Source organism: Methylobacterium sp. CM6244 (genome assembly GCF_054817885.1).
In genome coordinates, this window is sequence record NZ_CM139247.1 from 3,376,600 (window position 1) to 3,401,510 (window position 24,911).

Annotated in this window: 16 protein-coding genes and 3 pseudogenes; 7 read left to right on the top strand and 12 right to left on the bottom strand. The window is 62.7% G+C overall.

Annotated features, from left to right (window positions below; translation table 11 throughout):
* Positions 1-4 precede the first annotated feature (4 nt).
* The 7 genes from ACYQML_RS15790 to ACYQML_RS15820 all read right to left on the bottom strand — a co-directional run bounded on the left by ACYQML_RS15790 (position 5) and on the right by ACYQML_RS15820 (position 8,659).
* Positions 5-871: an ABC transporter permease gene (locus tag ACYQML_RS15790; protein ID WP_461233340.1), complete on the bottom strand. Its 867-nt coding sequence runs from the start codon at positions 869-871 to the stop codon at positions 5-7.
* A 17-nt stretch (positions 872-888) separates the two neighbouring features.
* A complete protein-coding gene (locus ACYQML_RS15795; protein ID WP_461233341.1) occupies positions 889-1,830 on the bottom strand; it encodes an ABC transporter permease in 942 nt (313 codons plus the stop codon).
* Positions 1,831-1,944: 114 nt separating this feature from the next.
* Positions 1,945-3,534 (bottom strand): ABC transporter substrate-binding protein, encoded by a 1,590-nt coding sequence (locus ACYQML_RS15800; RefSeq protein ID WP_461233342.1) that lies wholly within the window; start codon positions 3,532-3,534, stop codon positions 1,945-1,947.
* 61 nt (positions 3,535-3,595) lie between these two features.
* Positions 3,596-4,747 (bottom strand): M20/M25/M40 family metallo-hydrolase, encoded by a 1,152-nt coding sequence (locus ACYQML_RS15805; protein ID WP_056429715.1) that lies wholly within the window; start codon positions 4,745-4,747, stop codon positions 3,596-3,598.
* A gap of 3 nt (positions 4,748-4,750) precedes the next feature.
* Entirely contained in the window at positions 4,751-6,214 is a 1,464-nt protein-coding gene (locus tag ACYQML_RS15810) for a M81 family metallopeptidase (protein WP_461233343.1), read from the bottom strand.
* On the bottom strand, positions 6,211-7,737 hold the full coding sequence (locus tag ACYQML_RS15815; protein WP_461233344.1) for a penicillin acylase family protein: 1,527 nt from the start codon (positions 7,735-7,737) through the stop codon (positions 6,211-6,213). The genes ACYQML_RS15810 and ACYQML_RS15815 overlap by 4 nt, the downstream gene beginning before the upstream one ends.
* Positions 7,688-8,659, bottom strand: coding sequence for a penicillin acylase family protein (locus ACYQML_RS15820; RefSeq protein ID WP_461233345.1), 972 nt, complete (start codon positions 8,657-8,659; stop codon positions 7,688-7,690). Before ACYQML_RS15820 ends, ACYQML_RS15815 begins: the two co-directional genes overlap by 50 nt.
* A 342-nt stretch (positions 8,660-9,001) precedes the next feature.
* Here ACYQML_RS15820 and ACYQML_RS15825 point away from each other — a divergent pair, with 342 nt between their 5' ends.
* On the top strand, positions 9,002-10,225 hold the full coding sequence (locus ACYQML_RS15825; RefSeq protein WP_461235737.1) for an amidase: 1,224 nt from the start codon (positions 9,002-9,004) through the stop codon (positions 10,223-10,225).
* Positions 10,222-10,383 (top strand): hypothetical protein, encoded by a 162-nt coding sequence (locus ACYQML_RS15830; protein ID WP_461233346.1) that lies wholly within the window; start codon positions 10,222-10,224, stop codon positions 10,381-10,383. The genes ACYQML_RS15825 and ACYQML_RS15830 overlap by 4 nt, the downstream gene beginning before the upstream one ends.
* A gap of 416 nt (positions 10,384-10,799) precedes the next feature.
* Here ACYQML_RS15830 and ACYQML_RS15835 read toward each other — a convergent pair whose 3' ends face one another.
* The 3 genes from ACYQML_RS15835 to ACYQML_RS15845 form a co-directional block, all read right to left on the bottom strand.
* Positions 10,800-11,795 (bottom strand): recombinase family protein, encoded by a 996-nt coding sequence (locus ACYQML_RS15835; protein ID WP_461235738.1) that lies wholly within the window; start codon positions 11,793-11,795, stop codon positions 10,800-10,802.
* On the bottom strand, positions 11,762-12,784 hold the full coding sequence (locus ACYQML_RS15840) for a ParB N-terminal domain-containing protein (protein ID WP_461233347.1): 1,023 nt from the start codon (positions 12,782-12,784) through the stop codon (positions 11,762-11,764). Before ACYQML_RS15840 ends, ACYQML_RS15835 begins: the two co-directional genes overlap by 34 nt.
* A 421-nt stretch (positions 12,785-13,205) precedes the next feature.
* Positions 13,206-13,595, bottom strand: coding sequence for a helix-turn-helix domain-containing protein (locus tag ACYQML_RS15845; protein WP_461233348.1), 390 nt, complete (start codon positions 13,593-13,595; stop codon positions 13,206-13,208).
* 245 nt (positions 13,596-13,840) lie between these two features.
* Here ACYQML_RS15845 and ACYQML_RS15850 point away from each other — a divergent pair.
* The 5 genes and pseudogenes from ACYQML_RS15850 to ACYQML_RS15870 all read left to right on the top strand — a co-directional run.
* A pseudogene (locus ACYQML_RS15850) lies at positions 13,841-14,225 on the top strand (IS3 family transposase); the annotation flags it as partial.
* A 1,055-nt stretch (positions 14,226-15,280) separates the two neighbouring features.
* Positions 15,281-17,635 (top strand): calcium-binding protein, encoded by a 2,355-nt coding sequence (locus ACYQML_RS15855; protein WP_461233349.1) that lies wholly within the window; start codon positions 15,281-15,283, stop codon positions 17,633-17,635.
* Positions 17,636-17,842: 207 nt separating this feature from the next.
* Positions 17,843-20,701, top strand: a complete 2,859-nt coding sequence (locus ACYQML_RS15860; protein WP_461233350.1) for a sensor domain-containing phosphodiesterase — start codon at positions 17,843-17,845, stop codon at positions 20,699-20,701.
* Between the two features lie 475 nt (positions 20,702-21,176).
* Positions 21,177-21,611, top strand: a pseudogene (locus ACYQML_RS15865) (transposase); the annotation flags it as partial.
* Positions 21,612-22,211: 600 nt separating this feature from the next.
* Positions 22,212-22,799 (top strand): PAS domain-containing protein, encoded by a 588-nt coding sequence (locus ACYQML_RS15870; protein WP_461233351.1) that lies wholly within the window; start codon positions 22,212-22,214, stop codon positions 22,797-22,799.
* 434 nt (positions 22,800-23,233) lie between these two features.
* Here ACYQML_RS15870 and ACYQML_RS15875 read toward each other — a convergent pair whose 3' ends face one another.
* On the bottom strand, positions 23,234-24,313 hold the full coding sequence (locus ACYQML_RS15875; RefSeq protein ID WP_056425902.1) for an IS630 family transposase: 1,080 nt from the start codon (positions 24,311-24,313) through the stop codon (positions 23,234-23,236).
* Positions 24,314-24,721: 408 nt separating this feature from the next.
* A pseudogene (locus ACYQML_RS15880) lies at positions 24,722-24,887 on the bottom strand (IS5/IS1182 family transposase); the annotation flags it as partial.
* Positions 24,888-24,911 lie beyond the last annotated feature (24 nt).

Below are 24,911 nucleotides of genomic sequence, written 5' to 3' on the forward strand. Positions count from 1 at the left end.
CGTATCATCGCAGGGCTCCCACGCGCCGGGCAGTGCGCGGGTCGAGGGCATCGCGCAGGCCGTCGCCGATGATGTTGACGGCGAGCACCGTGGCGGCGACGCAGAGGCCCGGGAACAGGATCACCCAAGGCGCGATCTGAAAGGCCTGCCGGCCCTCGGCCATGATGTTGCCCCAGCTCGGGATCTCGGTGGGGATCCCGGCCCCGAGGAAGCTCAGGATCGCCTCGGTGAGGATCGCCGAAGCGCAAACATAGGTGCCCTGGACGATGAGGGGCGCGATGGTGTTGGGGAGGACGTGCCGCGTCAGCAGCATCGGCAGGCGCGTCCCAGCGCCGATGGCGGCCTCGACATAGGGCTCCGAGCGGACCGATAGCACGACGCTGCGCACCAGACGGGCCACGCGCGGGATCTCCGGGATGGTGATGGCGACGATCACCGTGGCGATCCCGGCTCCCGATAGGGTCACCATGGCAATGGCGAGCAGAATCGAGGGGATGGCCATGAGTCCATCCATGATCCGCATCACCACCGCGTCGAGCCGGCGCAAGTAACCGGCGACGAGGCCGATGACGAGACCGATGAGCACCGCGGCGGCGGCCACCGAGAAGCCGATGGCGAGCGAGACGCGGGCACCGTAGACGACCCGGCTCCAGACGTCGCGGCCATACGCGTCGGTGCCGAGCCATGCCGGTGCCGAGGGTGGCCTGTGGCGCAGGCGCGGGCGCAGCAGGATCGGATCGCCGGTCCAGAGGTACGGCGCGAGCAGCGCCGCTCCTCCGACGATCAGCAGGACCGCGAGGCCGAAGAGCACGCCCGGATGGCGTAGGACCGGAGGCAGGGTCGTGAACCGCGCGACAGCGGGGGAAGACATCGTCCGTTCCTGCCGGCTCAATAGCGTATCCTCGGGTCAAACAGCAGGTAGGACAGGTCGATGGCGAGGTTCACCACCACGTAGAGGGCGGAAAAGAGCAGGATCACGCCCTGAATGACGGGGTAATCGTGCGCCAGCACGGCATCGACGGTGAGTCGGCCGAGACCCGGCAGGTTGAACACGCTCTCGGTGACGACGACGCCGCTGATGAGCAGGGCGATGCCGAGGCCGATCACCGAGACCACCGGGACGGCTGCATTGCGCAACGCATGGCGCCACAGCACCTGGCTCTCGCCGATTCCCTTGGCGCGGGCGGTGCGGATGTAATCCTCGCCCAGAACCTCCAGCACGCTCGAGCGGGTCGTGCGGGCGATAAGGGCGACGTAGATCACCGACAGGGTGAGGGTCGGCAGGATCAGCCGCGACAGGAAAGGCCAGACCCCTTCTGTGATGCTGACATACCCCTGCACCGGCAAGAACCGGAGCTGCATGGCGAAACCGAAGATCAGCAGGTAGCCGAGCACGAAGACCGGCACCGAGAAGCCCAGCACCGAGACGGCCATGATGGCCCGATCGATCCAGGTGCCGTGCCACCAGGCGGCCAGCACCCCGAGGGGGACCGCCACCACGACGGCGAACACGATGGTGGTGGTGGCGAGAGCCAGGGTCGGCTCGATCCGCTCGAAGATGAGTTTCGCGACGGGCTGGTTCGAGATGATCGAGGAGCCGAGATCCCCCTGGAGGAGGCGTCCGCTCCAGGACAGGAACTGGGTCAGGATCGGCTTGTCGAGGCCCAGATTGGCGCGGATCGCCGCGATCTGTTCAGGGCTCGCGGCATCGCCAGCCAGGATGGCCGCGGGATCTCCCGGTGCGAGCCGCAGCAACAGGAACACGATGACGGCCACGATGCCCATGACGGGGAGGGTGGCGGCGAGACGTCCGGCGAGAAAGCGACCCATTCAGATCTCCGGCGGATGATGAGAGCCCGTTGCCGTCCGGCGCTTCCCTTCCCCTCCGGCTCCCCCCGAACCCAATCGGGGGGATCGAAAGGAGACAGGAGACGAAGCGCCCGCTCACTTCTTCTCGATGTTCCAGAATACCGGCGCCGGGGCTTCAAGGATGCCCTTCAGCTTGGGGCTGACCGCGAGCGGGCTGATGAACTGGCCCGTCGGATAATACATGCCGACTGCGTAGGCCCGCTCCTGCACTGCCTTGGCGATGGCGGCCTGCTTGACGGGATCGGATTCCAGCGCATAGGCATTGCGCATCGTCTCGATCTCGGCGTCCGCCGCCCAGCCGAAGAACCCGCCTTTCCGGCCCTTCGCATTGATGCCGACATTGCTCACCGGGTTGAGCATGTCCGCGTTGACCCAGAAGGTGTGGAAGATGTTCCAGCCGCCTTGATCCACCGGGTCCTGCTTCGCGCGGCGTCCCACCAGGGTCTGCCAGTCCATCGATTGCAGATCGACGTTCATGCCGATCTTGCGCAGGGCCTGCGCCGTCACCGGCCCGAGCGGTGCGGCGATGGCAAGATCCGTCGGCTGCATCACGACGACGGGCTTCCCGTCATAGCCGCCCTCCTTGAGGAGCTGCTTCGCGCGGGCGAGGTCGGTCTTGGGTGCCCCCGCATCTGTCGCGTTGGGGGTGTTGCAGACGAACATGGCCAGACAGGGCACCATGTAGTCCGGGTCGCCGATCTGGGCGTCGAGATAATCCTGCTGGTTGACCGCCAGCAGCGCCGCTTGGCGGATCTTCTCGTTGTCGAAGGGCGGGTTGAGCCAATTCATGCGCAGCATGCCGGACACGCCCAAGGTGTTGTAATTGACGATCTGGATGCCGGACGCGGCCTTCAGGATCGGCAGGAAGTCGTGCGGCGGCTGCTCGATATAATCGATCTCGCCGTTGATGAGCGCGTTCACGGCGGTCTGGTAATCGGGAATGTTGAGCCACTCGACCCGGTCGACCTTCACCACCTTGGCACCAGCGGCCCAGCTCGGCGCTTCGCTACGCGGTACGTAATCGGTGTTCTTCTCGTAGACGACCTTCAGGCCGGGCTGGAACTCGCCCTTCACGAAGCGGAACGGGCCGGAGCCGATCTCCTCCGGAACGTTCTTGTCCGCCGGGGTCTCGGCGATGCGCTTCGGCATGATGAACGGCACGTTGGACGAGGGCTTGCCGAGCGAAGTCAGGACAAGCCCGTAGGGCTGCTTGAGCTTGAGCGTGAAGGTCTTGTCGTCCACTGCATCCAGGGAGACGGTGTATTCCATGAGCTTCTGGCCCATGCTGTCGCGCTTGCCCCAACGGTGAATCGACGCGATGCAATCGGCCGAGGTGACCGGCGCGCCGTCATGGAACTTGAGCCCGTCGCGCAAGGTGAAGGTGTAGGTGAGCTTGTCGTCGCTGACGCTGTACTCCTTCACCATCTGCGGCTGGACCTTGAAGTTCGCGTCCGTGGCGAACAGCGTGTCGTAGATCATGTAGCCGTGGTTACGGGCGATGTAGGCCGTGGTGATGATCGGATCGGTGATCCGCAGGCCCGAATGCATCACGGCGCGGATGGTGACGGGCTTGGCCTGTGCCATCGCCGCGCCCGGCATCACGCCGACCGTGGCGGCGGCAAGGGCGAGTGCCGCCTGGAAACCTGTCCTGATCGCCTTGTCCATGAACTCATTCCCCCTGCCGCGATGCGGCTCTCTTGCGAAAGTGTATGCAGGATGCGGGCCGTTATGGCCGGCCGAGCTTCGTCATGAGGCCAGCAAGCAACCGCGCGCGATGGGTCAGCGACGCGATGCCCACGTACTCTTCCAGGGTATGGTAGCCCGCCCCGCAGGGACCGAGTCCGTCGAGGGTCGGAATGCCCAGATTGGCCGTGAAATTACCGTCGGAGCCGCCGCCGAAGCTCTCATGCGGGAGGGCCGAGCCAAGGCCGGCAGCGATCGTCCGAGCGGTCTCGTAGAGCGCCATGGTGCCGGCATCGGGCTTCCAGACCGGGCGAGTGACACCGCGCGTTACCGTGAGGGCGACGCCGTCCGCCTCTCCGGATAGGGCGAGCATCCGCTGGACGCCGCGGTCGAGATCGCCCTGGCGCTTGGCCATGCTCAGCACCTCGGCCCGGCATGTGGTGGCGACGCAGTTCACCCATTGCCCGCCCTGGACGATGCCGACGCTGAAGGTGCAATCGGCATCCGACATCGCCTCGATGGCGATGATCTGCTGCGCCATGGCCCGGATGGCCGAGCGTCCGTCACCCAGTCGCGCTCCCGCATGGCTCGGACGGCCGGTGGCGGTGAGATCGAAGCGGGCGATGGCGTAGCGCCCCGTGAGCACTCCGTCCCCCGGCTGGCCGGGCTCGGGCACCAGAACGTAGCGATGGCGCTGGGCCTCCGCCTCGATCAGGTCGCGGGTCGAAGGGCTGCCGACCTCTTCGTCGCTCGTGAGCAGGAAAGTGACCGGGAGCGGTGTCTCGACGGCAGCTTTGCGCAGCGCCTTCACGGCCTCGAGGGCGATGAAGTTGCCCCCCTTCATATCGAGGATGCCCGGGCCGTAGCAGCGATCGCCTTCCACCCGCCAGGGGAGGGCGGCCAGGGTGCCGAGGGGATGGACCGTGTCCAGATGGCCGAGGACGAGGATGCCCGGCTCGTCCCGGCGCGGATGCGGGAACCGGGCGCGGACGCAATCGCCGAAATCCATGCGTCCGGGGATCGACTCCACCGACGCACCGGCCATGGCGAGGTCGCGCGCGGCAAGGCTCATCATCCGGTTCACCGCCGCCCTGTCATGGGTCGGGCTCTCGCACTCGATCCAGGGGCGAAGGCCGGCGAGCAGGTCGCCGAGTTCGAACGGAAGGTCGTTCAGAGCGAGATCCTCAAGAGCCATCGATCAATCCTGTGCGAACGGGTCGGCGATGCGGGGCCAATAGGCCGAGTCGCGTTTGGTGTAGGGGATCGCTCCGTAATCCGGTGGAACCGCGCCGGGGGCGGCGACGTAGCGAATCTCGCTGGCGATGGGCGCGAAGGCCGCGTGGAAGTGCTGCATCGATTTCACCACGACGATGCGCTTGTCGTCGAGGGTGAGGCCGAGGCCAGTATAGGCATCCGGGGCGAAGGGCTGCTGGCGCTGCGAGGCCAGAACGATATGGGTGCCGTCCGCCTCGATCCAGGCGCAGGGACCGAGTTGCGCGCGGCCGCCGCTGAGGCCGCCCTGGCTATGAGCCTCGGAGAGTCCGCGCACGGTGATGCGCAGGTCGAGGGGATCGCCGGAGGTGACACCGCACTTGCCAGCGATGCGCAGATCGAACGTGGCGCCGATTCCGGCCTCGTGACAGATGCCTACCGCGCCCGGATCCCAGTACAGGCCGGTGACGGCGTCGCGGATGCCGCGCTCGACCATCCGGGCGAGGAGAGCGGTGTTGTCGGAGGGAGCGCCCGCCCCGGCATTGTCCGCGATGTCCGCGAGCACCATCGGGCGCGGATCGGTGGAGGCTAGCGCCGCGTCGAGAGCGGCGTCGACCGTATCGACCCGTGTCGCGGCCTCCCCGCGCATCGCCCAGATCTCGGCGGCGAGAATTCGGGCGAGGGACGCGGCCTTGGCCGTATCGCCGTTGGCCACCACGAGCATCCGGGCGCCGACCTCGGCGACGTCCCCCCATGGAAAACCGTGTCCGAACGAGACGGACAGGATGCCATCCCTGCCCTCCAGCGCCTCCATCCGCCGCACGAACCCAGCGACCGGCTCCGCCGTGGTGCGCCACATATTGACCATGCGGCAATCCTGGATCGCCATGACCGGGCGGATCGTCCCCTCGGCCGTGCCGATGACGAGCGGATAGAGGTCGCGCGCCCGCGCCACGATGTCCGTATGCGGGTATTCCTTATAGATCACGACGACGTCGGCCGCCCGGCGGATCGTCTCGGTCAGATGGCAATGCAGGTCGAGTTCGACGCCGACCGCCACTTTCGGCCCGACCAGGGCGCGGACCCGCTCCAGCGTGTCGCCCTCGCAATCGTCGTAGCCCTGCGCGACCATGGCGCCATGCATGAACAGCAGCACCGCATCGACGGGTAGCGCCGCTTCGAGATCAGACAGCAGCGTGTCGCGCAAGTCTTCGTAGACCGCGCGCAGGGTGATGCCACCGGGCTGGGCGAAGGTGGACAGGCTTTCGACCACTATGTGCCCGTCTCTCTCGGCCATCTCGCGCCAGGCCTTGAGGCCGATATTGCTCAGGCTCGGCGGGCCCAGGCTCCCATCGCGGCGGGCGTAATCGGCGAGGAAGGCGGCCCTGCCCGTGGGCAGGGGAGCGAAGGTGTTCGTCTCGGTGGCGAGGCCGGCGATGAAGATTTTCACGTGCGCGGCAACTCCTGGCTAGGTCGAAGGGGCTGGCTGGGTCGAAGGGACTGGCTGGGTCGAAGGGTGATGATGCTCTCGGTGGCCGCGTCCACGGCCTCGCGGGAATAGAGCAAGGGCACGGTCTCGCCCGCCGCCCAGGACACGGCGTGGTCGGCGTAATAGCGGCTGTCGGTGCGGCCTGACTGGCCCGGCGCATTCACGAACACGCTGGCGTCCCAGTCGCCCACATCGACGACCATGCGGAACGAAGCACCCGTGGTGAGGGCACCGTCATGGGGGCGGTAATCCGCATGCATCACGGAGGCGGCCGACCCGCCGACAGGCAGCGGACCGACATTCTCGCTGGCCGTGCCGCCGATGCCGGAGAGGGGATGCCGGAAGAATCCATGATGGAACCGGCCCCATTCCCATCCGGCAGGATCGGTGCCGAACCGCGCCTCGCAATCGAGCCAGGCCGAGGCGAGGGCGCGGGTGACGAGCGCCGTGCGCGTCGCTTCGTCGAGGTGCGGGTGACCATGGTCGAGGGCGTCGAGCAGGGTCTCCGTGTCACCGGGCCGGAACAGGTCTGCATCGGCCGGCTCGGGCGCCAGGGCGGTCACGAGGGCCGGACGCAGGTGACAGACCCAGAGCGTCTCGATGAGGCAGGCGGCGGCGCTCTCCGCATGCAAGTATCCGTCGAAACCGAGGAGCAGGTGGATGGCGGCGCGGGACGCAGCATCGTCGGCCGGGGGCAGGGCGGCTACGAGTCGGCCGAGGCGGAGGGCGGGTTCCGAGAACACGTCGGCCTGCAGGCGGGTCGAGGCGTCGACTGTATGCCCGGCATCGTCATCGAGGACGGAGCGGATGCGCCGGGCCCTCCAGGGTTCAAGCCACTCGAAGCTCAGCTTGCGCGTTTCAGCGGGATAATCCGCGGGCAGGTTCATCTCGTTCGCGCTGAAGACGAAGCCGCATTCGGGGTCCACATGGTGCGGCAGCACGAACGGATCGTGGAAACCCGCCCATTCGTAACGCCCGTCACCGGGCACCGGGAGCAGCCCGTCCCAGTTCGAGCGCACGGGCGCCTTGCCGGCCATGAACCATGCGATGGTGCCACCGGTATCCGCATAGACCTGGTTCGTGGAGGGTGCCGACCAATCGCGCAACGCCTCACGAAATTCCGTCACCGTGGTGGCGCCGAGATAGGCGAGGCTGCCGAGATAGGCGGCTGTCCCCGGCTCGGACCAGACCGTCCGCACGGCGAAGGCCTGGCGCCCGGACACATCCTCACAGACCACCGGCCCGTGACGGGTGAAAGCGAGGGTGACCTCCTCGTCGGGGCCGTCGCGCACGGGAATGCGCTCGACGACCCGCGCCATTGCCTCCCAGCCCGTTCCATAGTGGTAGAGGCCGGGATCATCCGGATGGGTCTCGTAGACGAACAGGTCTTCCTGATCGATCGGCGCGATGGTGAGGCTGAAGGCGGCGGTGCCGTTATGGCCGATGGAGATGCCCGGCAGCGCCGGTTCTCCGGCTCCGATCACGTCGAGCCCCGGCGCGGTGAGGTGAACGACGTAGCGCAGGGAGGGGAGACTGGTAGGCGCGATGCGGGTCGCTCGCCAGGATCGGACGGCCGGAGGCGGTCCGTGCCCCCGAGACCGCCCAGTTGTTCGAACCTTCGTTGGCCTCTGCCAGCGCCACGACAGGTTGGCGATCCGAGCGATGGACGGCGCCGAACGCATCGACCTCACTCCATACCCAGGCATCGGCGCGTTGGGCGGCGAGTCGGGCCGCATCGAAGCTCACCGGCGCAGTGGCGAGACGGAAAACCGTGAGGAGGTCTTGGGGCAACCGCTCGGGCGCCAAACCTTCGGGAATCACGGGATCGTGGTCCGGGCTCAACGACTTGCGCAGGACATCCGTCGCAAGGCCGCAACGCGCCAGGACACGGGCGCGGGCGACCTCCGAGGCGACGTTGCGCACGAGGGCATGGCTGCGGATCCGCACCACGTCCTCCGCATCCCAAAAGGCGGGCCGCGTGCCCATGGATGCGAATTCCGGCGGCAGCAGATCGTCCCTGTCACGCGTCAGGACGATGAACGCGTTGAGCCCACGGACGAAGGCCTCGACGATGCCCTTTGCGCGGGGATGGCCATAGGCCGCCCATTCGGCATCCATGTCCCCGCGATACAGGAACAACCGCGCGGCCCGATCTTGAGCCAGGTAGCCCGGCCCGAAGTCGGCGGCGAGCAGGCCCAATCCGCGCTTGCGCCACAGGTCAAGCTGCCAGAGGCGGTCGCGACCCGCGTTGAACCCCTGCACGAGGAACGCGTCGTCCTGCGATTCTGCCCGGATATGGGCGACACCCCATCTGTCGAGGCGGATCTCGGCGGGCGCAGCCAACCCCTCGATGATGAAGGCAGGGCCGTCCAGGCCCGGGATCGCCGCCATCAGCGCGGATTCCATCGGCGCGGCTTCGGACGGTGTTGTCGGCCTGCGGCACGTATCATGTATGCAGTTCCATCCTGTATTCGGCGTTCTGGCAAGCCGTGCGCCAACCCAAGAGTGATGGGATGAGCGGGATTTCTACGATGCCGAGCCTGCCGGATGGCGGGATCGTCAGCCTCGACGCGACGCGGATGGCGGCGGCGATCCACAACCGGCAGATCTCCTGCCGGGAGGTGATGGAGACTTATCTCGATCGCATCGCGCTGGTGAAGGGGCGTGTGAACGCCATCGTGTCCCTGCGCGACCGGGAGGAACATTCTAACCGAGCCCGACGCGGCCGATGCCGACCTTCGGCGCGGGCTGTGGCGTGGACCGATGCATGGATTGCCCCACGCGGTGAAAGACTTGGCGCCGACGAGCGGGCTTCGCACCACCTTCGGCTCGCCGATCTTCGCGAAGCATGTTCCAAAGGAGGATGCGCTATTCGTAGAACGCCTGCGCACGGCGGGGGCGATTCTCATCGGCACGACGAACGTCTCCGAGTTCGGCCTTGGCTCGCATAGCTACAACCCCGTCTGGGGCACTACGCTCAACGCTTATGATCCCGCTTTAAGCGCTGGAGGAAGTTCAGGCGGTGCCGCTGTCGCAACGGCCCTGCGCATGGTGCCCATGGCCGATGGCAGCGACTTTGCCGGCTCCCTCCGCAACCCTGCCGGCTGGAACGGTATCTTTGGGTTCCGGCCCTCTATGGGCAGGGTCCCGTCGCTGCCGGGTCCGGAGGGCTATATCCAGCAACTTGCCACTGATGGTCCCATGGCGCGGAACGTCACCGATCTCGCGCTCCTCTTATCGGTGATGAGTGGGCCCGATCCCCGTGCACCCCTTTCCCTTGCGGAGCCCGGCCTGGCTGCCGACATGCCGCCGGGTAGAGCAGCTCCTGCCCGCATCGGCTGGCTCGGCGATTTTGTCAGTGCTCTCCCCCTGGAAGACGGTATCCTGCCCCTGTCTCAAACAGGCCTCTCTGCCCTGGAGGCCTCGGGCTGCCGCATCGACGAGGCCTGTCTTGGGATCAGTCGGGACGAGATCTGGGCGTGCTGGCTGGTCTGGCGCCACGTCCTGGTCGGCAGCCGCTACCGGCCGCTCTACGACGATCTGATCAAACGTGGGCAGATGAAGCCGGAACTGATCTGGGAGATCGAAGGCAGCCTCGGTCTTTCCGCCGACGATCTCTATCGAGCGTCGGCGACGCGGACGCGCCTCTACCAGCGCTTCCTTGCGCTCTTCGCCGATTTCGACGCGCTGGCCCTCCCGAGCGCTCAGGTCTTTCCGTTTGCTCAGGCCGAGCCCTGGCCCACGATCATCGCCGGCACGTCCATGGATACGTATCATCGCTGGATGGAAGTGGTGGTGCCAGCGACCTTGTCCGTATGCCCCACGATCTGCCTACCGTTAGGTCCATGGGCACCGGACGGACGATCATCGGGACTGCAGCTCATCGGAAGGCCGGGACAGGACAGGGCGCTGCTCTGCATAGCCCATGCATTCGAGGAAGTGAGTCAGCCATCACAGCGACTTCCTTCATGAAGAGAAGCGCATACACAGCAGCGCTATTTGCCGCCTTTAACGCCCTCGACGACACCTTGCTCGGCCACTGCACGCAGCATCATCGCCACGGCACGCTCAACCTCTTCCTTAACAATATCCAGGGCTTCTTCTGGGGGCTGACCCGTCGGCGCCTGTAGCGATATACCTTCACTGGCGTCGTCGACTCGCAGTCGATCATCAACTGAGGCACCGTTCAAAACAACCAAAAGCCAGTACTGGGTTATGAGGACACGAACTCCTTTTACCGTGCGTTCCAGTCCTGGGAAGGAACCACTTAAGCGCGCGGGATAGAGCTTACCGCGTCATGTTTCGGAAACAGCTCAATGGCTCCAGAGCAGGTGTAGTCCTGCGCAAGGAGCCGTGTGGCCTAGGTCCACTTCCGAGAACGCCAAAATGTCCGTTGAACGCCCGGGTTGGGTCGCATGCGGAACGTCCGCTTCCGGGCAGGCGGTAAACTTCCGCTTATGGCGCATTACTTCCGCAGCAATATGACAACGAGCGTCCGACTGCCAGTATGACCATGCGCTGCCAGTCAATCGCAGCACGTGCTCCTTCACGCTGCATTGCCGCCGCAAGCGTCAGGATATTCGCTCCAGGCTATTGGCGCATTCATGAGCAGGGAGATGCCGGCCCCTTCCGGCAAGGTGCCAGCGATCGCCGCCTGGATGACGGATGGAGCCAGGAAGGCGAGGTTGAGGGTCATGCGCACCGAGCGCTCGCTGCAGCCTTCCGCTGTGGCGATGGCATGGGTGTCCGCCACGCGGCCGCTGACAAGGTCATCGAGCCAGAAGCGCGCCTTGGCGATCCCGTCGACGAGGCGGGCTCGGGTCTCGACCCGCATCGGCCGCAACGGCGCTGCTCCGTCATCACCGTCAGTACGGATGATCTGGCGCCGACGACGGCTCGATCGGGCTGACCAGGGCACGTTGAGCGGGGCCAGCTCGATGGCTTCTGCTCCGCACGCTCTGTCATCGCGCTCAGCCTCGTCCGGCCCGACAAAGCTGATGGCAAGATGGCTCGGGTGAACAACGATGCGGCTGACCTGGGCCAGCAGGGGCATCTCGTTGGATGGGGAAGGTTGGTCAGGGGAGGGTGGTGTAAGCGCCTCCCGCACGGCCTGCTCGATCTCGGGCGCCGACACCCGGGAGACCGAGCCGGCCTCGCTGCGCTGCCCCGTCTCGAGGGCGCGCGAGACGTAGTAGCGGTAGCGGAGAGCACCCTTCCTGGCCGAGCTCGGCGTCATCCGGTTGCCGCGATCATCGTAGAGCAGACCCATCAGCCACGAGCCGGTGTTGCCCCGGACGGAACCTTGCGCCTGCGCCTTCTCGCTCAGCGCCGCCTGGACCGCATCGAACAGCTCGCGCGGGACGATGCCCTCGTGCTCTCCGGGATAGTGCCGGTCCTTGTGGATCACCTCGCCGATATAGACCCGGTTGCGCAGGAGATAGGCCAGCGGACCTTTGGTGAAGGGGATACCGCCCCTGATCGTGCCATCCCGGCGCGGGGATCGCTTGGTCAGGATGTCCTGGGCCTGCAGATCGGCCGCCAGCCCGTTGAGGCAAGCTCGACGTTGTTGGTGTGGCTGGCTGTGCCGACCTTGTAGAGCGCGATCAGTTCGTGCTGCGAGCGGTAGAGCGAGCCCTGCCCCGGATTGGTCTTGCTCCACACGATGAGGTTCTTCTGCTCGCCGTAGAGCGGGCGGGTCGCGGCATGCAGCTCCGGTAGGTGACGCCAATCCATGCAGACGTAGTGCAGGGCCCCATCACGCGAGACCGAGACGGCATGGCCGAGGCTCTCGCTCAGGAAGGCCGTGAAAGCGTCCTCCGTCATCTCGCCAGAGCCCATGACGAACTCACGGTGCTGGACCCGGCCGCGGCCCATGACGTGACCGTTGACGGGCACGTTGTAGGGTGGATCGGTGAAAACCATGTCGGCCTCACGTCCGCCCATCAGACGCACCACGTCATCGTGGCTGCAGGCGCTGCCGCACAGGATCCGGTGCGGGCCAAGCTGCCAGAGGTCGCCTAGCTGCGAGACCGGTGCTTCTGGCTCATGCTGCTCGTCCTCGCGCGAGGCGAGGCGCTCCTCTTCGAGATCCCCCGTCAGCAGATCGAGCTCGGCGATCTCGAAGCCGGTGACGGAGAGATCCAGCCCGATCTCGGGCAGGTGGATGGCAAGTTCGCCGAGTTCGAGGGCGAGGGTCGCCCGATCCCAGCCGGCCAGGGTCGCGATCTTGTTGTCGGCAATCGCATAGGCGCGCTTCTGCGTGTCGGTCAGGTGATCGAGCCGGACGGTCGGGACGGTGGGCAGGCCGAGTTGCTTTGCTGCCAACAAGCGTCCGTGCCCGGCGAGCACGAGCCCAGTCTCGTCGACGACGAGCGGCACGGTGAAGCCGAACGCCCTGATGCTGTCGGCGATCTTGGCGATCTGCTTCTTCGAATGGGTGCGGGCATTGCGCGGGTTGGCTCTGAGGGAGGTCGGAGCTTGGTCGAGGATGGTCAACCCGGCCGTGGGGAAGGCCAGTGCGTTCGTCGTCATGATGGGGATGTCCTTGGAAAAGCGCGCACGACGACGAGCCCGCGTGCCGGACGACAGCAGGGTCAAAGTCGGCGCAGTGCTGTGAGAGAAGGGCCGCTCAGGCCCGGAGACAGAAACGCCCCGGGGCGGGTGCCGCGGGGCGAGGGGACATGCAATCGCGCAGCGAGCCGATCAGGCGCGCCGTTCGGAAAGGCTTACGATTGAGTGTAAGTCGAAGCTGGTCCGCTACGAACACAGAAACTTCGACCTAGCGAAAATGCGCAGTTTACCCGTCGGGTGTCAAGTCAGCATCCATGTATCCGGGCAACAGGGTGTTGCCCGTCAGAAAGGTTCACGGTCCGACGGTTTTAGCAAAGAAGGAACCACCGAATCTAAACTGAATCTCAGCAATCGAAGCAAGTCCCTCTTGCTTAAAGGGTTATTATTTTTTTGCTTCTATTTCGCAGAACACCCGAGCAAGCTCTGCCAGCAAGTACCTTGCGCGCGGATCCCTAATTTTATCAAATGCATCCTTGAAATATAAACTCTCCAACGGTGCAGCAGCGTCTTTAAGTTCCTCCACTCCAGCAGTCGAACTCCTTCCGGATTGGAAATCATAAAAGTAACCGACGTCTACCCCCAAAGCCTGAGCTATCCGTTGAAGCTTATCGGCGGCGATCTTACTCTGACCGCTCTCGTATTTCTGCACCTGTTGAAAAGTCACGCCCAAAGCGCTTCCTAGGCTAGCTTGGCTCAAACCAGCTGAACGTCGCAAGGACTTAATGCGAAGGCCGATCGCACCCGCGCTTCCATCTTTGTTATCCTCCGACATAGTTTCCTGCGTAGCTCAATTTTCAAGCCGCGTTAGCGCCAATTGGGGTAGAAATTTGGTATACTGCATCCCGCGTCGTTTCAAAAGGCCCCAGGTTCAATGATGATAATATATCCAGTCGACATTGGTAGCGGTCACGGAAAGCACTTATGCTCTTGACATGGTACGTTGATTTGCAACGAGCGCTCATTCTTTTAGCATGCTGAAGCCATAAGAAGCAGATCAACGCGATCGATGTCCTTCCGATCAGCTGGTCCATGCGTGATCCCATGCGGACAGAGCTGACGTCGGCTGCCCTGATGATGGCCACCCAACGGCAGAAACCGGCCGCTGGGCTCATCTGTCACTCGGATCGCGGCATCCAATATGCCGCCTAAGCCTATCGCAAACAGCTCGCCGACATGAAGGCGACGCCCTCCATGAGCTGAACCAGCTGCTGCTACGACAACGCCTCGGTGGAGAACTTCTTCCGCGCGCTCAAGGTGGAGCTTGCCCATCAGCGACGATGGGCGACCCTGGACGAAGCCCGACGCGACTTGTTCGCCTACATCGAGCGACATCAATCGGCAGCGCATCCACTCGTCCCTCGGCTACATTACGCCCGAGCGGGCCGACCGGAACGCGAGCTAACACCCGTGTCCGTGAAATCGGGGGAGAATCATCTGCTCGCCTCAGAATCACCACGCGCGCCTCCACCTCCATTCTCAGCGGCGGGATGGAGCTGATCCCGTTTTCCTTCCGGCGGCCCTCATCTACGCTCTCTCTTGCGAAGCGAGCCCGGCAACCACAGACCGCCACCCTGGGCACGGCCGCCTCATGCATGACCGCGTGCGTCTTGAGCCCTTCGGCGTGGCTGAACGACCGCTCATGCGTCCCGCTGTGGTCGCTCCAGCTCAACCATTTTTTTCGCTTCCAACTTCGTGCACACGCAGACACACTAAAGGCGAAGTTTTCGCATCTGACGCTAATCGACGAGCACATCCAGTCCTACTTGGCGTTTCAGGGGGCACGGCGGATCCGCAACCTGTGCGTGATCGAGGCGGTGGCCGATGCCATATGCCTGCGCGGTACTTCGCGCTTCGTCGTTTACATCACCGCCCATGTTTTTTGGAGCGGATGGCTCTCCGGGACGAGATCAACTACAACTTCCTTAAACCCGTCCGTCTCGCGGCATAGACCCCGCACCTCATCGACGGGCGCTGCAAAGCCGCGACTTTCAACAAGCGTTTCATGCCAGGCTTCATGAACTCCTTGGACCAGCCATAGTAGATTTATACGGCGATCCCCTCACGCCGGCAGAGCTTGGTGATACTGTCCTCGGCGCACGCACGCTTTCGGGCACCGCTCGGATCTTCTCCCCGGACAGGAAATTTAACCGTGTGAACGGTCGAGTTTTTTTAATCACTCCTTCTGTATGATTATTTGCAGGTACAGATCTCTACTTCAATACAATTTCGCTTATTATTTCATACGTCCTGTATAATAGAAACCTAATCTTACGGAGCCGCCCGGGGATCTAACCCGCCCATCTATCCCTGGCAAATTATCACAAGAGGGGGCAACGAGCCCCCCCCTCGGGAGGCGATTAAAACAACTGTGATGCGAATTATTCACCCATTGGGAACTTTTCTGCGCCATCACTCGATCGCGCTGTGATTAACCGGCGCTGCCGCTTGGAGAACACAATGGCTACGGTATCGATCCTTACCAACGCTGGTTTCGACGTCCGCGATTTCTTCCTGCCCAATCTCGGCGATGCCGACAGCGTCACGTTCACGGGTCTGGTCGGCAGCGTCGGCAACCTCATCCTCGGCGGCAACCGCACGGATACGTTCGAGGTTCTCACCGTCGAAGCGAACGGACTCACGTACAATTATACCGGCAATTGGGAGATCGAAGCCTCGACTGGCCTCTCCACGGGGACGGTCTCGGCCAGCGGCGGCTATGACGGCGTCGAGGTGAAGCTCGGCGATACGGTCCTGGCGACGCTCGACCTGCCATTCCAGCCGGTCGACCTCGGGACGGAAACCAATGCCGGCATTCTCTCGAACGTTGTGAACCTCGCCACGAATCTCGTGGGCGAGACCGTGGATCTCCTCCTCGGAACCCTGGACGAGACCGTCTCCCTGGTCGGGCTCAACCTCGACGCCACGCCCGATCTCATCGACATCGTCATCGATGCCGGCGGCACCCAGACGGGCGGCGACGGCGACGACACGCTGCGCGGCGGTAGCGGCGGCGATGCCCTCGACGGCGGCGCCGGCAACGACACCATGATCGGCGGCGCCGGCGACGATACTTACATCGTCGATTCATCCGGCGACACCGTGGTGGAGGATGCCGGCGAAGGCGAGGACACCGTCCGCTCCTCGGTGACCTATACGCTTCCCGACAACGTCGAGAACCTCGTCCTCACCGGCACCGGCGACATCGACGGGACGGGCAACGCCCTCGACAACAGCATCGTCGGAAATGACGGCGACAATCGCCTCGATGGCGGGGCCGGCAACGACCGCCTTACCGGGCGTGGCGGCGACGATATTCTGGCTGGCGGCACCGGCGAAGACATCATGCGCGGGGGGGCCGGTGACGACGTCTACGTCGTGGATTCCACGGGCGATCAGGTCATCGAGGACGCCGACGAGGGCAACGACACCGTCCGCTCCTCGGTGACCTACAGCCTCGGCGCCAACGTGGAGAACGTCATCCTGACCGGCTCCGCCGCCATCGACGCCACCGGAACCGGCGGCGCCGACGGCCTGACCGGCAATACCGGTGACAACCGTCTCGACGGGGGCAGCGGCGGCGACACGCTCTCCGGACTCGGGGGCAATGACACCCTTCTCGGCGGCACCGGCGCGGACACGATGCGCGGGGGCACCGGCAGCGATACCTACGTGGTCGACGATGCCGGCGATCGAGTCATCGAGCTGACCCAAGAAGGCAACGATACCGTTCGCTCCTCGATCGACTACACCCTAGGGGCCAATCTCGAGCGCCTCGTGCTGACAGGGGCCGGGGATCTCGATGGGACCGGCAACTCCCTGAGCAACGCTATCTTCGGCACTGGCGGGGACAACGTGCTCAATGGTGGCGGCGGCAACGACACCCTGTTCGGCAACGGCGGGAGCGACAGCCTAGACGGAGGAACCGGCAACGACACGATGCATGGCGGTCTCGGCGACGACACCTACTTCGTTGACAGGGTCGGCGATAAGATCGTGGAGCTCCCGGGCGGAGGCAACGACACGGTCTACTCCTCGGTGACCTACAGCCTCTCCGCTAATGTCGAGAACCTCGTGCTGACGGGCTCTCGCAACTTCAGCGGCACTGGCAACGACCTCGACAACGACATCACCGGCAACAACGGCAGCAACCGTCTGAGCGGCGGTGCTGGCGACGACGTACTGACAGGTAACGGCGGCAACGACACCCTGCTCGGCGGCAGCGGCGCCGACACGATGCGCGGGGGCACCGGCAACGACACCTACGTCATCGACAATGCCGGGGATCGCGCCACCGAGCAGCCGGGCGAAGGCTTCGACACGATCCGCTCGACCGTCAGCCACACGATGGAAGCCAACACCGAGAAGATGGTTCTCAGTGGAACCGCGGATCTCATAGCCAACGGCAATGCCGGCAACAACCAGATCTACGGCAATGCCGGCGACACCGAGATCTACGGCGGTGACGGCCGTGACCTTCTCTATGGCCGCGGCGGTGCCGACACGTTCGTGTTCAAGGACGTCACCGACAGCGACGTCGCTGTCGGCGGACGCGACATCATCAAGGACTTCGATTTCGCCGCGGGCGACCGCATCGATCTCAGTGCGATCGATGCGAATTTCGAGCAAGCCGGGGACCAGGGCTTCGACTTCGTTGGAACCGATGCCTTCTCGGGCGAGGCGGGTGAACTGCGAATGAAGTTCGGTGGCGGCAACACCCTGATACAGGGTGACACCAACGGCGATGGAGGGGCGGACTTCGCCGTCATCCTCCAGGGCCATCACGTCCTCGACAACGGATCGTTCGTCGTCTGACGCGCTTCCACATCACGAAGGGGTTGCCATTAGGCAGCCCCTTCTTCTTGGTAGCAAAATGTTCAATCAGCAGCGAAAGCTCGCAAATGACGCCGCTGTCTCTGCAAGCTGCGCAATCGATTACGCATGCGTGAAAGTTATTCATCCTTTGATGCGTAGCGTGCGTTGACCCGCTTGGTATGACCAACCTTCAGCGATAGAATAACCATGCCGCCGCTTCCGCCAAATGAGAGCGAGCGTCTCGCGGCTCTGCGCGATCTGCGCATCCTCGATACGGCGCCTGAGGCCCATTTCGATGCGGTGTGCAGCACTGCGGCCGCGCTGTTCGCTGTGCCTATTGCACTGATCACGCTCATCGACAGCGACCGGCAGTGGTTTAAGGCCAAGTGTGGGATCGCTGCAGATGGCACACCGCGTGATATCGCATTCTGTGCATATGCCATCCTGTCGGACGATGTTCTCATCGTGGAGGACGCAACGACGGACCCACGCTTTGCCCACAGCCCCTTAGTAACGGGCGAGCATGCTGTTCGCTTCTATGTAGGCGCCCCTCTTGTTCTTCGCTCAGGCATTCGACTTGGCACACTGTGCCTCGTCGACACCAAGCCGCGAACGTTTTCCGATCTGCAGATAGCCCAGCTTGAAAGCCTCGCTCGGATTGTTGTCGCTCACATCGAACTGCATCGTGCACGGATTGCAGCTGAATCTGCGCTGGAGGAGCGCATACAATCGGAGACGCTGATCAAAGCGAGCGAGGAGCGCTACCGAACCGCACATGCGAAACTAGAGCAGACAGCCGATCTCCTCCGGCTCGCTCAGGAAGCTGCCGGAGCGGGAATTTGGCAGTGGAGCTTGGATGGAGATGTGGTGCAAAACTCTCCTGAGAGCGCCCACATGCTTGGGTTCGATTGCAAGCGGGGCTCAACGGACTGGATCGACATCGGCATCGCCGAATGGGCCGCAAGGGTACACCCGGACGACCTTCCACTCGTCCATGCGGCTCACGCAGCAGCGCTTCGTGATGGCTCGAACTACAAGGTCGAGTATCGGGTGAGGAGACCCGAGGGCAGTGCTGGGTACCGCTGGCTCATGAGCTTCGGCCGCATCATCCGCGATGAGGCAACGGGCGAGCCGCTGCAGATCGTCGGCCTTGATCTCGATGTAACCGAGCGACGTACGACCCAGGACGCTCTCATTCAAAGCGAAAGGCGTCTACGCACGAGCGAGGAGCGCCTTGCCTTCGCCCTCGACAGTGGCAGCGATGGCTTATGGGACTGGAACATCACCACGGGGCAGGTTTGGTACTCCGACCGCTGGTACACCATGTTCGGCTACGAGCCAGGAGAGGTCGAAGCTCACATCAACACCTGCATGGGGCTCACTCACCCCGACGACCTGAAGCAGACGCTGGCGCTTGTGGCGGAGCATTTCGAACAGCGATCTGCCATGTACTCCTCCGAGCGCCGCATGCGCACCAAGTCTGGCGACTACACCTGGGTTCTATCACGTGGCAGAGTAGTGTCGCGGGACCCGCAAGGCACACCTCTTCGTATGGTTGGCACTTACATCGACATCTCGGAGCGCAAAGCATCTGAGCACCGCATCGCCTACATGGCACGCCACGATGCGCTCACGGGCTTGCCCAACCGAACCGTTTTTTACGAGCATCTAGAGCACCGACTGGCCGAGGTTCGCCGCGGCCGAGGCCAGGCAGCGCTGCTATGCCTTGACCTCGATCGGTTCAAGTCCGTCAACGACACACTTGGCCACCCTGCGGGCGACCAACTGCTCTGCCAGATCGCCACGCGCTTGCGCGCAAACATTCGCGACGGCGATGTCGTGGTACGGCTCGGCGGCGACGAGTTCGCGATCATCGTCTCGCACGTAGACCACGTTCACCAAGTCAGCTCGCTAGCACAGCGTATGATCGATGCGGTAGGCCAACCACTCGATCTTGGCGGGCATCTTGTGACCGTCGGCGTCAGCATTGGGATCGCTCTGTCTCCGTCCAACGGCGACACAGCCGAAACCCTGTTCAAGAACGCGGACCTCGCGCTTTATCGAGCCAAGGAGGCAGCACGCGACAGCTACCGCTTCTACGAACCCGGTATGGATGCGGCTATCGAGGCCCGCATGCAGCTTGAGTTGGAGATGCGTGAGGCCATCATGTGTGGCAGCTTTGCGATGCATTATCAGCCTGTGCTGCGTCTGTCTGACCACCGGATCGTCGGTTTCGAGGCGCTGATGCGTTGGCCTCACCCGACACGTGGAATGATTGCGCCTGGTGCATTCATCCCATTGGCCGAGGAAACCGGACTGATTGTCACGCTCGGTTCCTGGGCGCTGCAGGAGGCATGCCGGGAAGCGGCAGCCTGGCCTGGCCATCTACGGATCGCCGTCAACGTCTCTGCCGTTCAGTTCCAGCAGCCGGGGCTTGAAGAGAGTGTCATCTCGGCTCTGTGTACCTCAGGCCTCCCACCCCATCGTCTCGTATTGGAGGTCACAGAGAGCGTTCTCGTCCAGGATGCGGAGGCGGTGATCGCGTGCCTGCACCGCTTGAAAAGCTTTGGCGTTCGCATCGCGCTCGACGACTTTGGTACCGGATACTCATCGCTGAGCTATCTACGTCGCTTCCCCTTCGACAGCATCAAGATTGACCGATCCTTCGTCAGCGAGATCGACGATCCCGCTGCTGCAGCGATTGTCCGAGCTGTGGTGGGTATCGCGAAGCAACTTGGAGCAACCGTTACGGCGGAAGGCGTTGAGACCGAGCATCAGCTTGAGCAGGTATGTTTAGAGGGCTGTACGGATATACAGGGTTACTTTATCAGCTGCCCAATGCCAGCAGACGACACCAAGGCTTTCATTAGAGAGAACCTTTTCACAGGCACGCAAGCTGACTTGCGTGATATCCACCCAAACCAAACAAAAGACACCATCAGCAGCGAGCGGCTTGCGGGATGTCCGAGGCGGGATCCTCGATCTGCCCGATCAGGCGCTCAATGTGGAAGGGATCCTGCAGCGCAATCAGGCCGTACTCAGGCAGGTGATCACGGATCGCGTTGATAAGATGGGCGCGCTGGCCCATCGGGAGGTCGCGAGCCCGGAAGATCCCTGCGGCGGCCTACATGGCCTCGCATTTCACGGCCACTAACAGCATGGTCGGGCGCTTTGCCGCCTCGAAGATCGCCTCGGCATCGGCGGCATCGTTCTTCTGCCGCTTAGCGACCGGCTTCACCTAAGCCGGCGCCATCAGCTTTACCCTGTGGCCAAGCTTGCCGGTCTCTCGACCCCAGTGATGCGCGCTGGGGCAAACCTCCGTTGCTGCGAGGCAGGAAGCTGAATGGCGAAGTATGCCAATATTTGATCGCGCCGCAGCTGCTTGCTGAAGGCCGGAACACTGGAGGCATTTGCCCCATGCGCCTGGAAAACGTTCCTAGCCAAATCCAGGCCGATGATATTAACCTCTATCACGGACTCCTCCCCGTGGTGGCTCTCAACACAACCAACTTGGCTCATCTATGCCGCCGAGAGACGTCCACCCCATTATTGGAAAACCACGACCGTCACCGCAGGGCTGCGCCTGTCCGAGAGCGCCGCGCCGTTCGTGCTCGACGGGCCAATCAAACGCGACGCCTTCCAGGATCACGTCGATCGTGTCTTGGTGCCCGAACTCACCCCCAGTGACAGCGCGGTCATGGACTAACTCGGCAGCCACGAGGGTACGGCCGTGCGGGCAGCAATCAAAGCGGTCGACGCTCGACGGCTGTTCCCCCTCCGTAGTACCCACTTCAACACCACCAAGATGGCGTTCTCGAAACTGAAGGACCCGCCGCGCAAAGCTGCCGAACGCGCCGTCGAGGGACTCTGGTCGACAATCGGACACCTCGTCGACACCGTCACGCCAGACGAGGGCCTCCAGTTTTCTGTTCCAGCAGGATATGAGCCAAATAGGCGAGAAACGCTTTTTTGTTAGAAACTTACCATAAGATACTGAGCCCCTCTGCCACTGTTGTGACCGGAACGCGGATCCGGTGCAGCGCAGATGCACTTTGTCAAGCGCTCTGTGACGAGAAGTGAGTTATTCGACACATCATGGACTACCGAAAGGAACCGAATGCAATGCCAAATACCAGTGATGCGGCAGTACGTTACGAGCATTTCCAGACACTTGCAGACGAGACCAGCATCGGAGCTTCCCAGAAAAGCATCCTTCCGGTGTGAAACAGACGCCAGCCGATTCGCCTTGCCAAATTCTTCCGACGAAAGTCCAAGCTGCGCCGCAATCTGATGCTGGAGCATTTCACTGCGGCTTGGTAGAAGAGAGCTTAGATTCCTCATTGCGTCGGAGGAAGCGGACGAAGCAGCTTCAATCAGGTTCGGCTAACGTCCTGTCATATGAAATCAGCATTCCGAAGTTGAAGCCCGCACGCGTACAGCGGATTGCATGCGAAAGCGTGGCCATATCGCTGCAAAATCTATCGCATGTTAACGGATCATAAAAAGTCTCACATTGAAGTGAACGAAGCAATCTAACGCTGCTTTGGAGGTTTTGGTGGGAAGGGTCGGGACAGATGTGGCGAAAGGCTCGCAGATCCAATTGCAGGCTTCGATCGACGCGTCGGATGTCATCGGGCGTTGGGACTGGGACATCCCCAACGATCTGCTATACGCAGATGCGACGGTTGCCCTGCTCTTTAGCGTTGATCCTGCGACGGCGCAAGGTGGCGTTCCGTTAAGCCTGTTTCTTGCAGGAATTCATCCGGAGGACAGGGCAAAAACGGCGGAGGTTATTGCGATAAGCGCAAGGGCGGGCCGCTCTTACGTACAGGAATATCGAGTCTACTCGGCGGACGGAGCTATGAGGTGGGTCTTAGCACGCGGCCTTATACATCTGGACAAGACAGGTCGCCCCCTGCGGGGCACCGGTTTGCTGATTGATATTACGCCGAACCGGGCTGATGAGGCCGATCATTCAACCAAAGGGGCTGATAGCTTAGCAAACCCGTTGGAGGAGGCTGCCGAACATTGCCTTGCTGCCCGACACGCAATACAGAAACTTTCCGAGCCATTACTTAAGAACATGACCGACATGTTGCTACTTGAGATCGGACGTCGTCTTTCGAAAACTGCAAATCACCAGCGTCGGACGCGCATGAACTGACGCACTGATCAAATTGCAACTCCATTGATAGAAATAGCTCGGACTGTCAGTTAAAGCCTCAGCATTAGAAAGCTAGTCAGTAAATCCTTTTAACGCGTTGAGCCGCGCGACTTACACATGTGCATACGGGGCATTCAAAATTAACAATCACTCTGAGCGAACGCAGAATATACGGCTCTAAGCGAATAAATCACGTGTGCATTCAGATATTTACCTCCCACTTTATCGAACGAAGTTGTCTTAAATCCCCTAAAATCCGCTACCAAATTATGCAGTTGCAATTGTACTGTGTAAGGCCACGTGCGGCCCTCAGAAAGTCAGCAAATTTATAGCACAACTCAGCGACAAATTCTTGCTCAGCGCCGTTCAAACCTCTACCTGTCGCAATTTCAGCGCTACGTGCTCAATATCCGTCTTCTGTCTTCGCTTCAAATCTAGTGGTGCGAGTCTAACACTTGGTGCCCGCGCTTTGCGGCCTGGATGATGCGATCTGGGTCGGCGGTCCAGACGAAGGGCTTCGGGTCGCCGTTGCTCTCGGCGATGAAGCGTTTGATGGCGGCCTGCACCTCGATGAGCGATCCGAACACGCCACGTCGGAGCCGGCGTTTTGCGAGCTTGGCGAAGAAGCCCTCGACGGCATTGAGCCACGAGGCTGAGGTCGGGGTGAAGTGGAAGGTCCATCGCGGGTGGCGGTCGAGCCAGGCACGGACCTTCGGGTGCTTGTGGACGGCATAGTTGTCCAGGATCGCGTGGACGATCTTGCCCGCCGGAACCGCCGCCTCGACCGCGTTGAGGAAGCGGATGAACTCCTGATGCCGGTGGCGCTGCATGCAGCGGCCGATCACCTTGCCCTCCAGCACGTCCAGGGCGGCAAACAGGGTCGTCGTGCCGTGGCGCTTGTAATCGTGGGTGCGCGTCGTTGGCTGGCCCGGCTTCATCGGCAACGGGGCCTGCGTGCGGGCGAGCGCCTGGATCTGGCTCTTCTCGTCGACCGAGAGGACAACGGCATGCGCGGGCGGATCGACGTAGAGCCCGACGACGTCGCGCAGTTTGGCGGCGAAGGCCGGGTCGGTGGAGAGCTTGAATTGCCGGACTCGATGCGGCTGTAGGCCGTGCCCCCGCCAGATCCGCTGCACCGACGAGACGCTGATGGCCGTGGCCTTGCTCATGGCGGCGGCCGTCCAATGCGTGGTCTCGCCGGGTGGTTCTCCTTGCGTTAGAGCCACCACGCGCGCCGCCACCTCCGGCCCCAGCGGCGGGATGCGCGCCGGCCGCGTCTTGTCCCGAAGGAGCCCATCGACGCCCTCCTGCGCGAAGCGGTCCTGCCAGCGCCAGACCACCGTCTTGGACACGCCCGCCTCACGCATGATCGCATGCGTCCCCAACCCATCGGCGCTCAGCAGCACGATGCGGGCGCGCCAGACGTGCTTCTGCGACGTGTTTCGATCCGCAACGAGTGCTTCGAGCCGAAGACGATCCGAGGTGGAGAGCGTGAAAGAGATGCCACTGCGCATCCCGCCAGACTCGCAGGATGGGCCACAAACCAAAACCCTACGCGGACTCAACCGTCAGGGCTCAACCACTAGCCGGTTCGATACTGCCTGAGACTGTAAAGCAGCCCATTCCAAGCCAGCCGGTTAGGTCACCCGTATAAGTAGTCATAAAGTCGAACGGGTCCCTTGATAGATTAGGTTGAGCGCCGCTCAACTTTTTGTACGGCAACAGACTCAATCAGCCACAGCCGGAATGCTTACTCATCCTAGGGAGAATTCCGCTCATTTATTATCACAAAGATTGCTGGCTTCGGATAGCAACAGGTTCGGTAAGCCATGTACCTTCAGAGCCGTTGCTTCGCGAAGCACCACATTGCATTAAGGAAATACTTCTGACTATAATATTTTGCTTGATTTTTGTCCGATAAGTTATGACGCTCGGCCCAGCCTTCGCATGAGGATCATGAAGGCGGCAGCGTAGAGGAATGCCTGAGCCAAAGCGAAGGTCGCCTCAAAATTTTCCCCGAAGGCGGCAGTTGCGGCTAATCCAGCCGAGGAAGCATTTCACGCCCCAACGGCGTGGATGCACAGCAAAGTAATAGGCTCTCCGTCTTCAGTT

Coding starts and splice junctions, on each gene's coding strand:
- ACYQML_RS15790 (WP_461233340.1), bottom strand. CDS start 871: ATGTCTTCCCCCGCTGTCGCGCGGTTCACGACCCTGCCTCCGGTCCTA.
- ACYQML_RS15795 (WP_461233341.1), bottom strand. CDS start 1,830: ATGGGTCGCTTTCTCGCCGGACGTCTCGCCGCCACCCTCCCCGTCATG.
- ACYQML_RS15800 (WP_461233342.1), bottom strand. CDS start 3,534: ATGGACAAGGCGATCAGGACAGGTTTCCAGGCGGCACTCGCCCTTGCC.
- ACYQML_RS15805 (WP_056429715.1), bottom strand. CDS start 4,747: ATGGCTCTTGAGGATCTCGCTCTGAACGACCTTCCGTTCGAACTCGGC.
- ACYQML_RS15820 (WP_461233345.1), bottom strand. CDS start 8,659: ATGGAATCCGCGCTGATGGCGGCGATCCCGGGCCTGGACGGCCCTGCC.
- ACYQML_RS15830 (WP_461233346.1), top strand. CDS start 10,222: ATGAAGAGAAGCGCATACACAGCAGCGCTATTTGCCGCCTTTAACGCC.
- ACYQML_RS15840 (WP_461233347.1), bottom strand. CDS start 12,784: ATGACGACGAACGCACTGGCCTTCCCCACGGCCGGGTTGACCATCCTC.
- ACYQML_RS15845 (WP_461233348.1), bottom strand. CDS start 13,595: ATGTCGGAGGATAACAAAGATGGAAGCGCGGGTGCGATCGGCCTTCGC.
- ACYQML_RS15855 (WP_461233349.1), top strand. CDS start 15,281: ATGGCTACGGTATCGATCCTTACCAACGCTGGTTTCGACGTCCGCGAT.
- ACYQML_RS15860 (WP_461233350.1), top strand. CDS start 17,843: ATGCCGCCGCTTCCGCCAAATGAGAGCGAGCGTCTCGCGGCTCTGCGC.
- ACYQML_RS15875 (WP_056425902.1), bottom strand. CDS start 24,313: ATGCGCAGTGGCATCTCTTTCACGCTCTCCACCTCGGATCGTCTTCGG.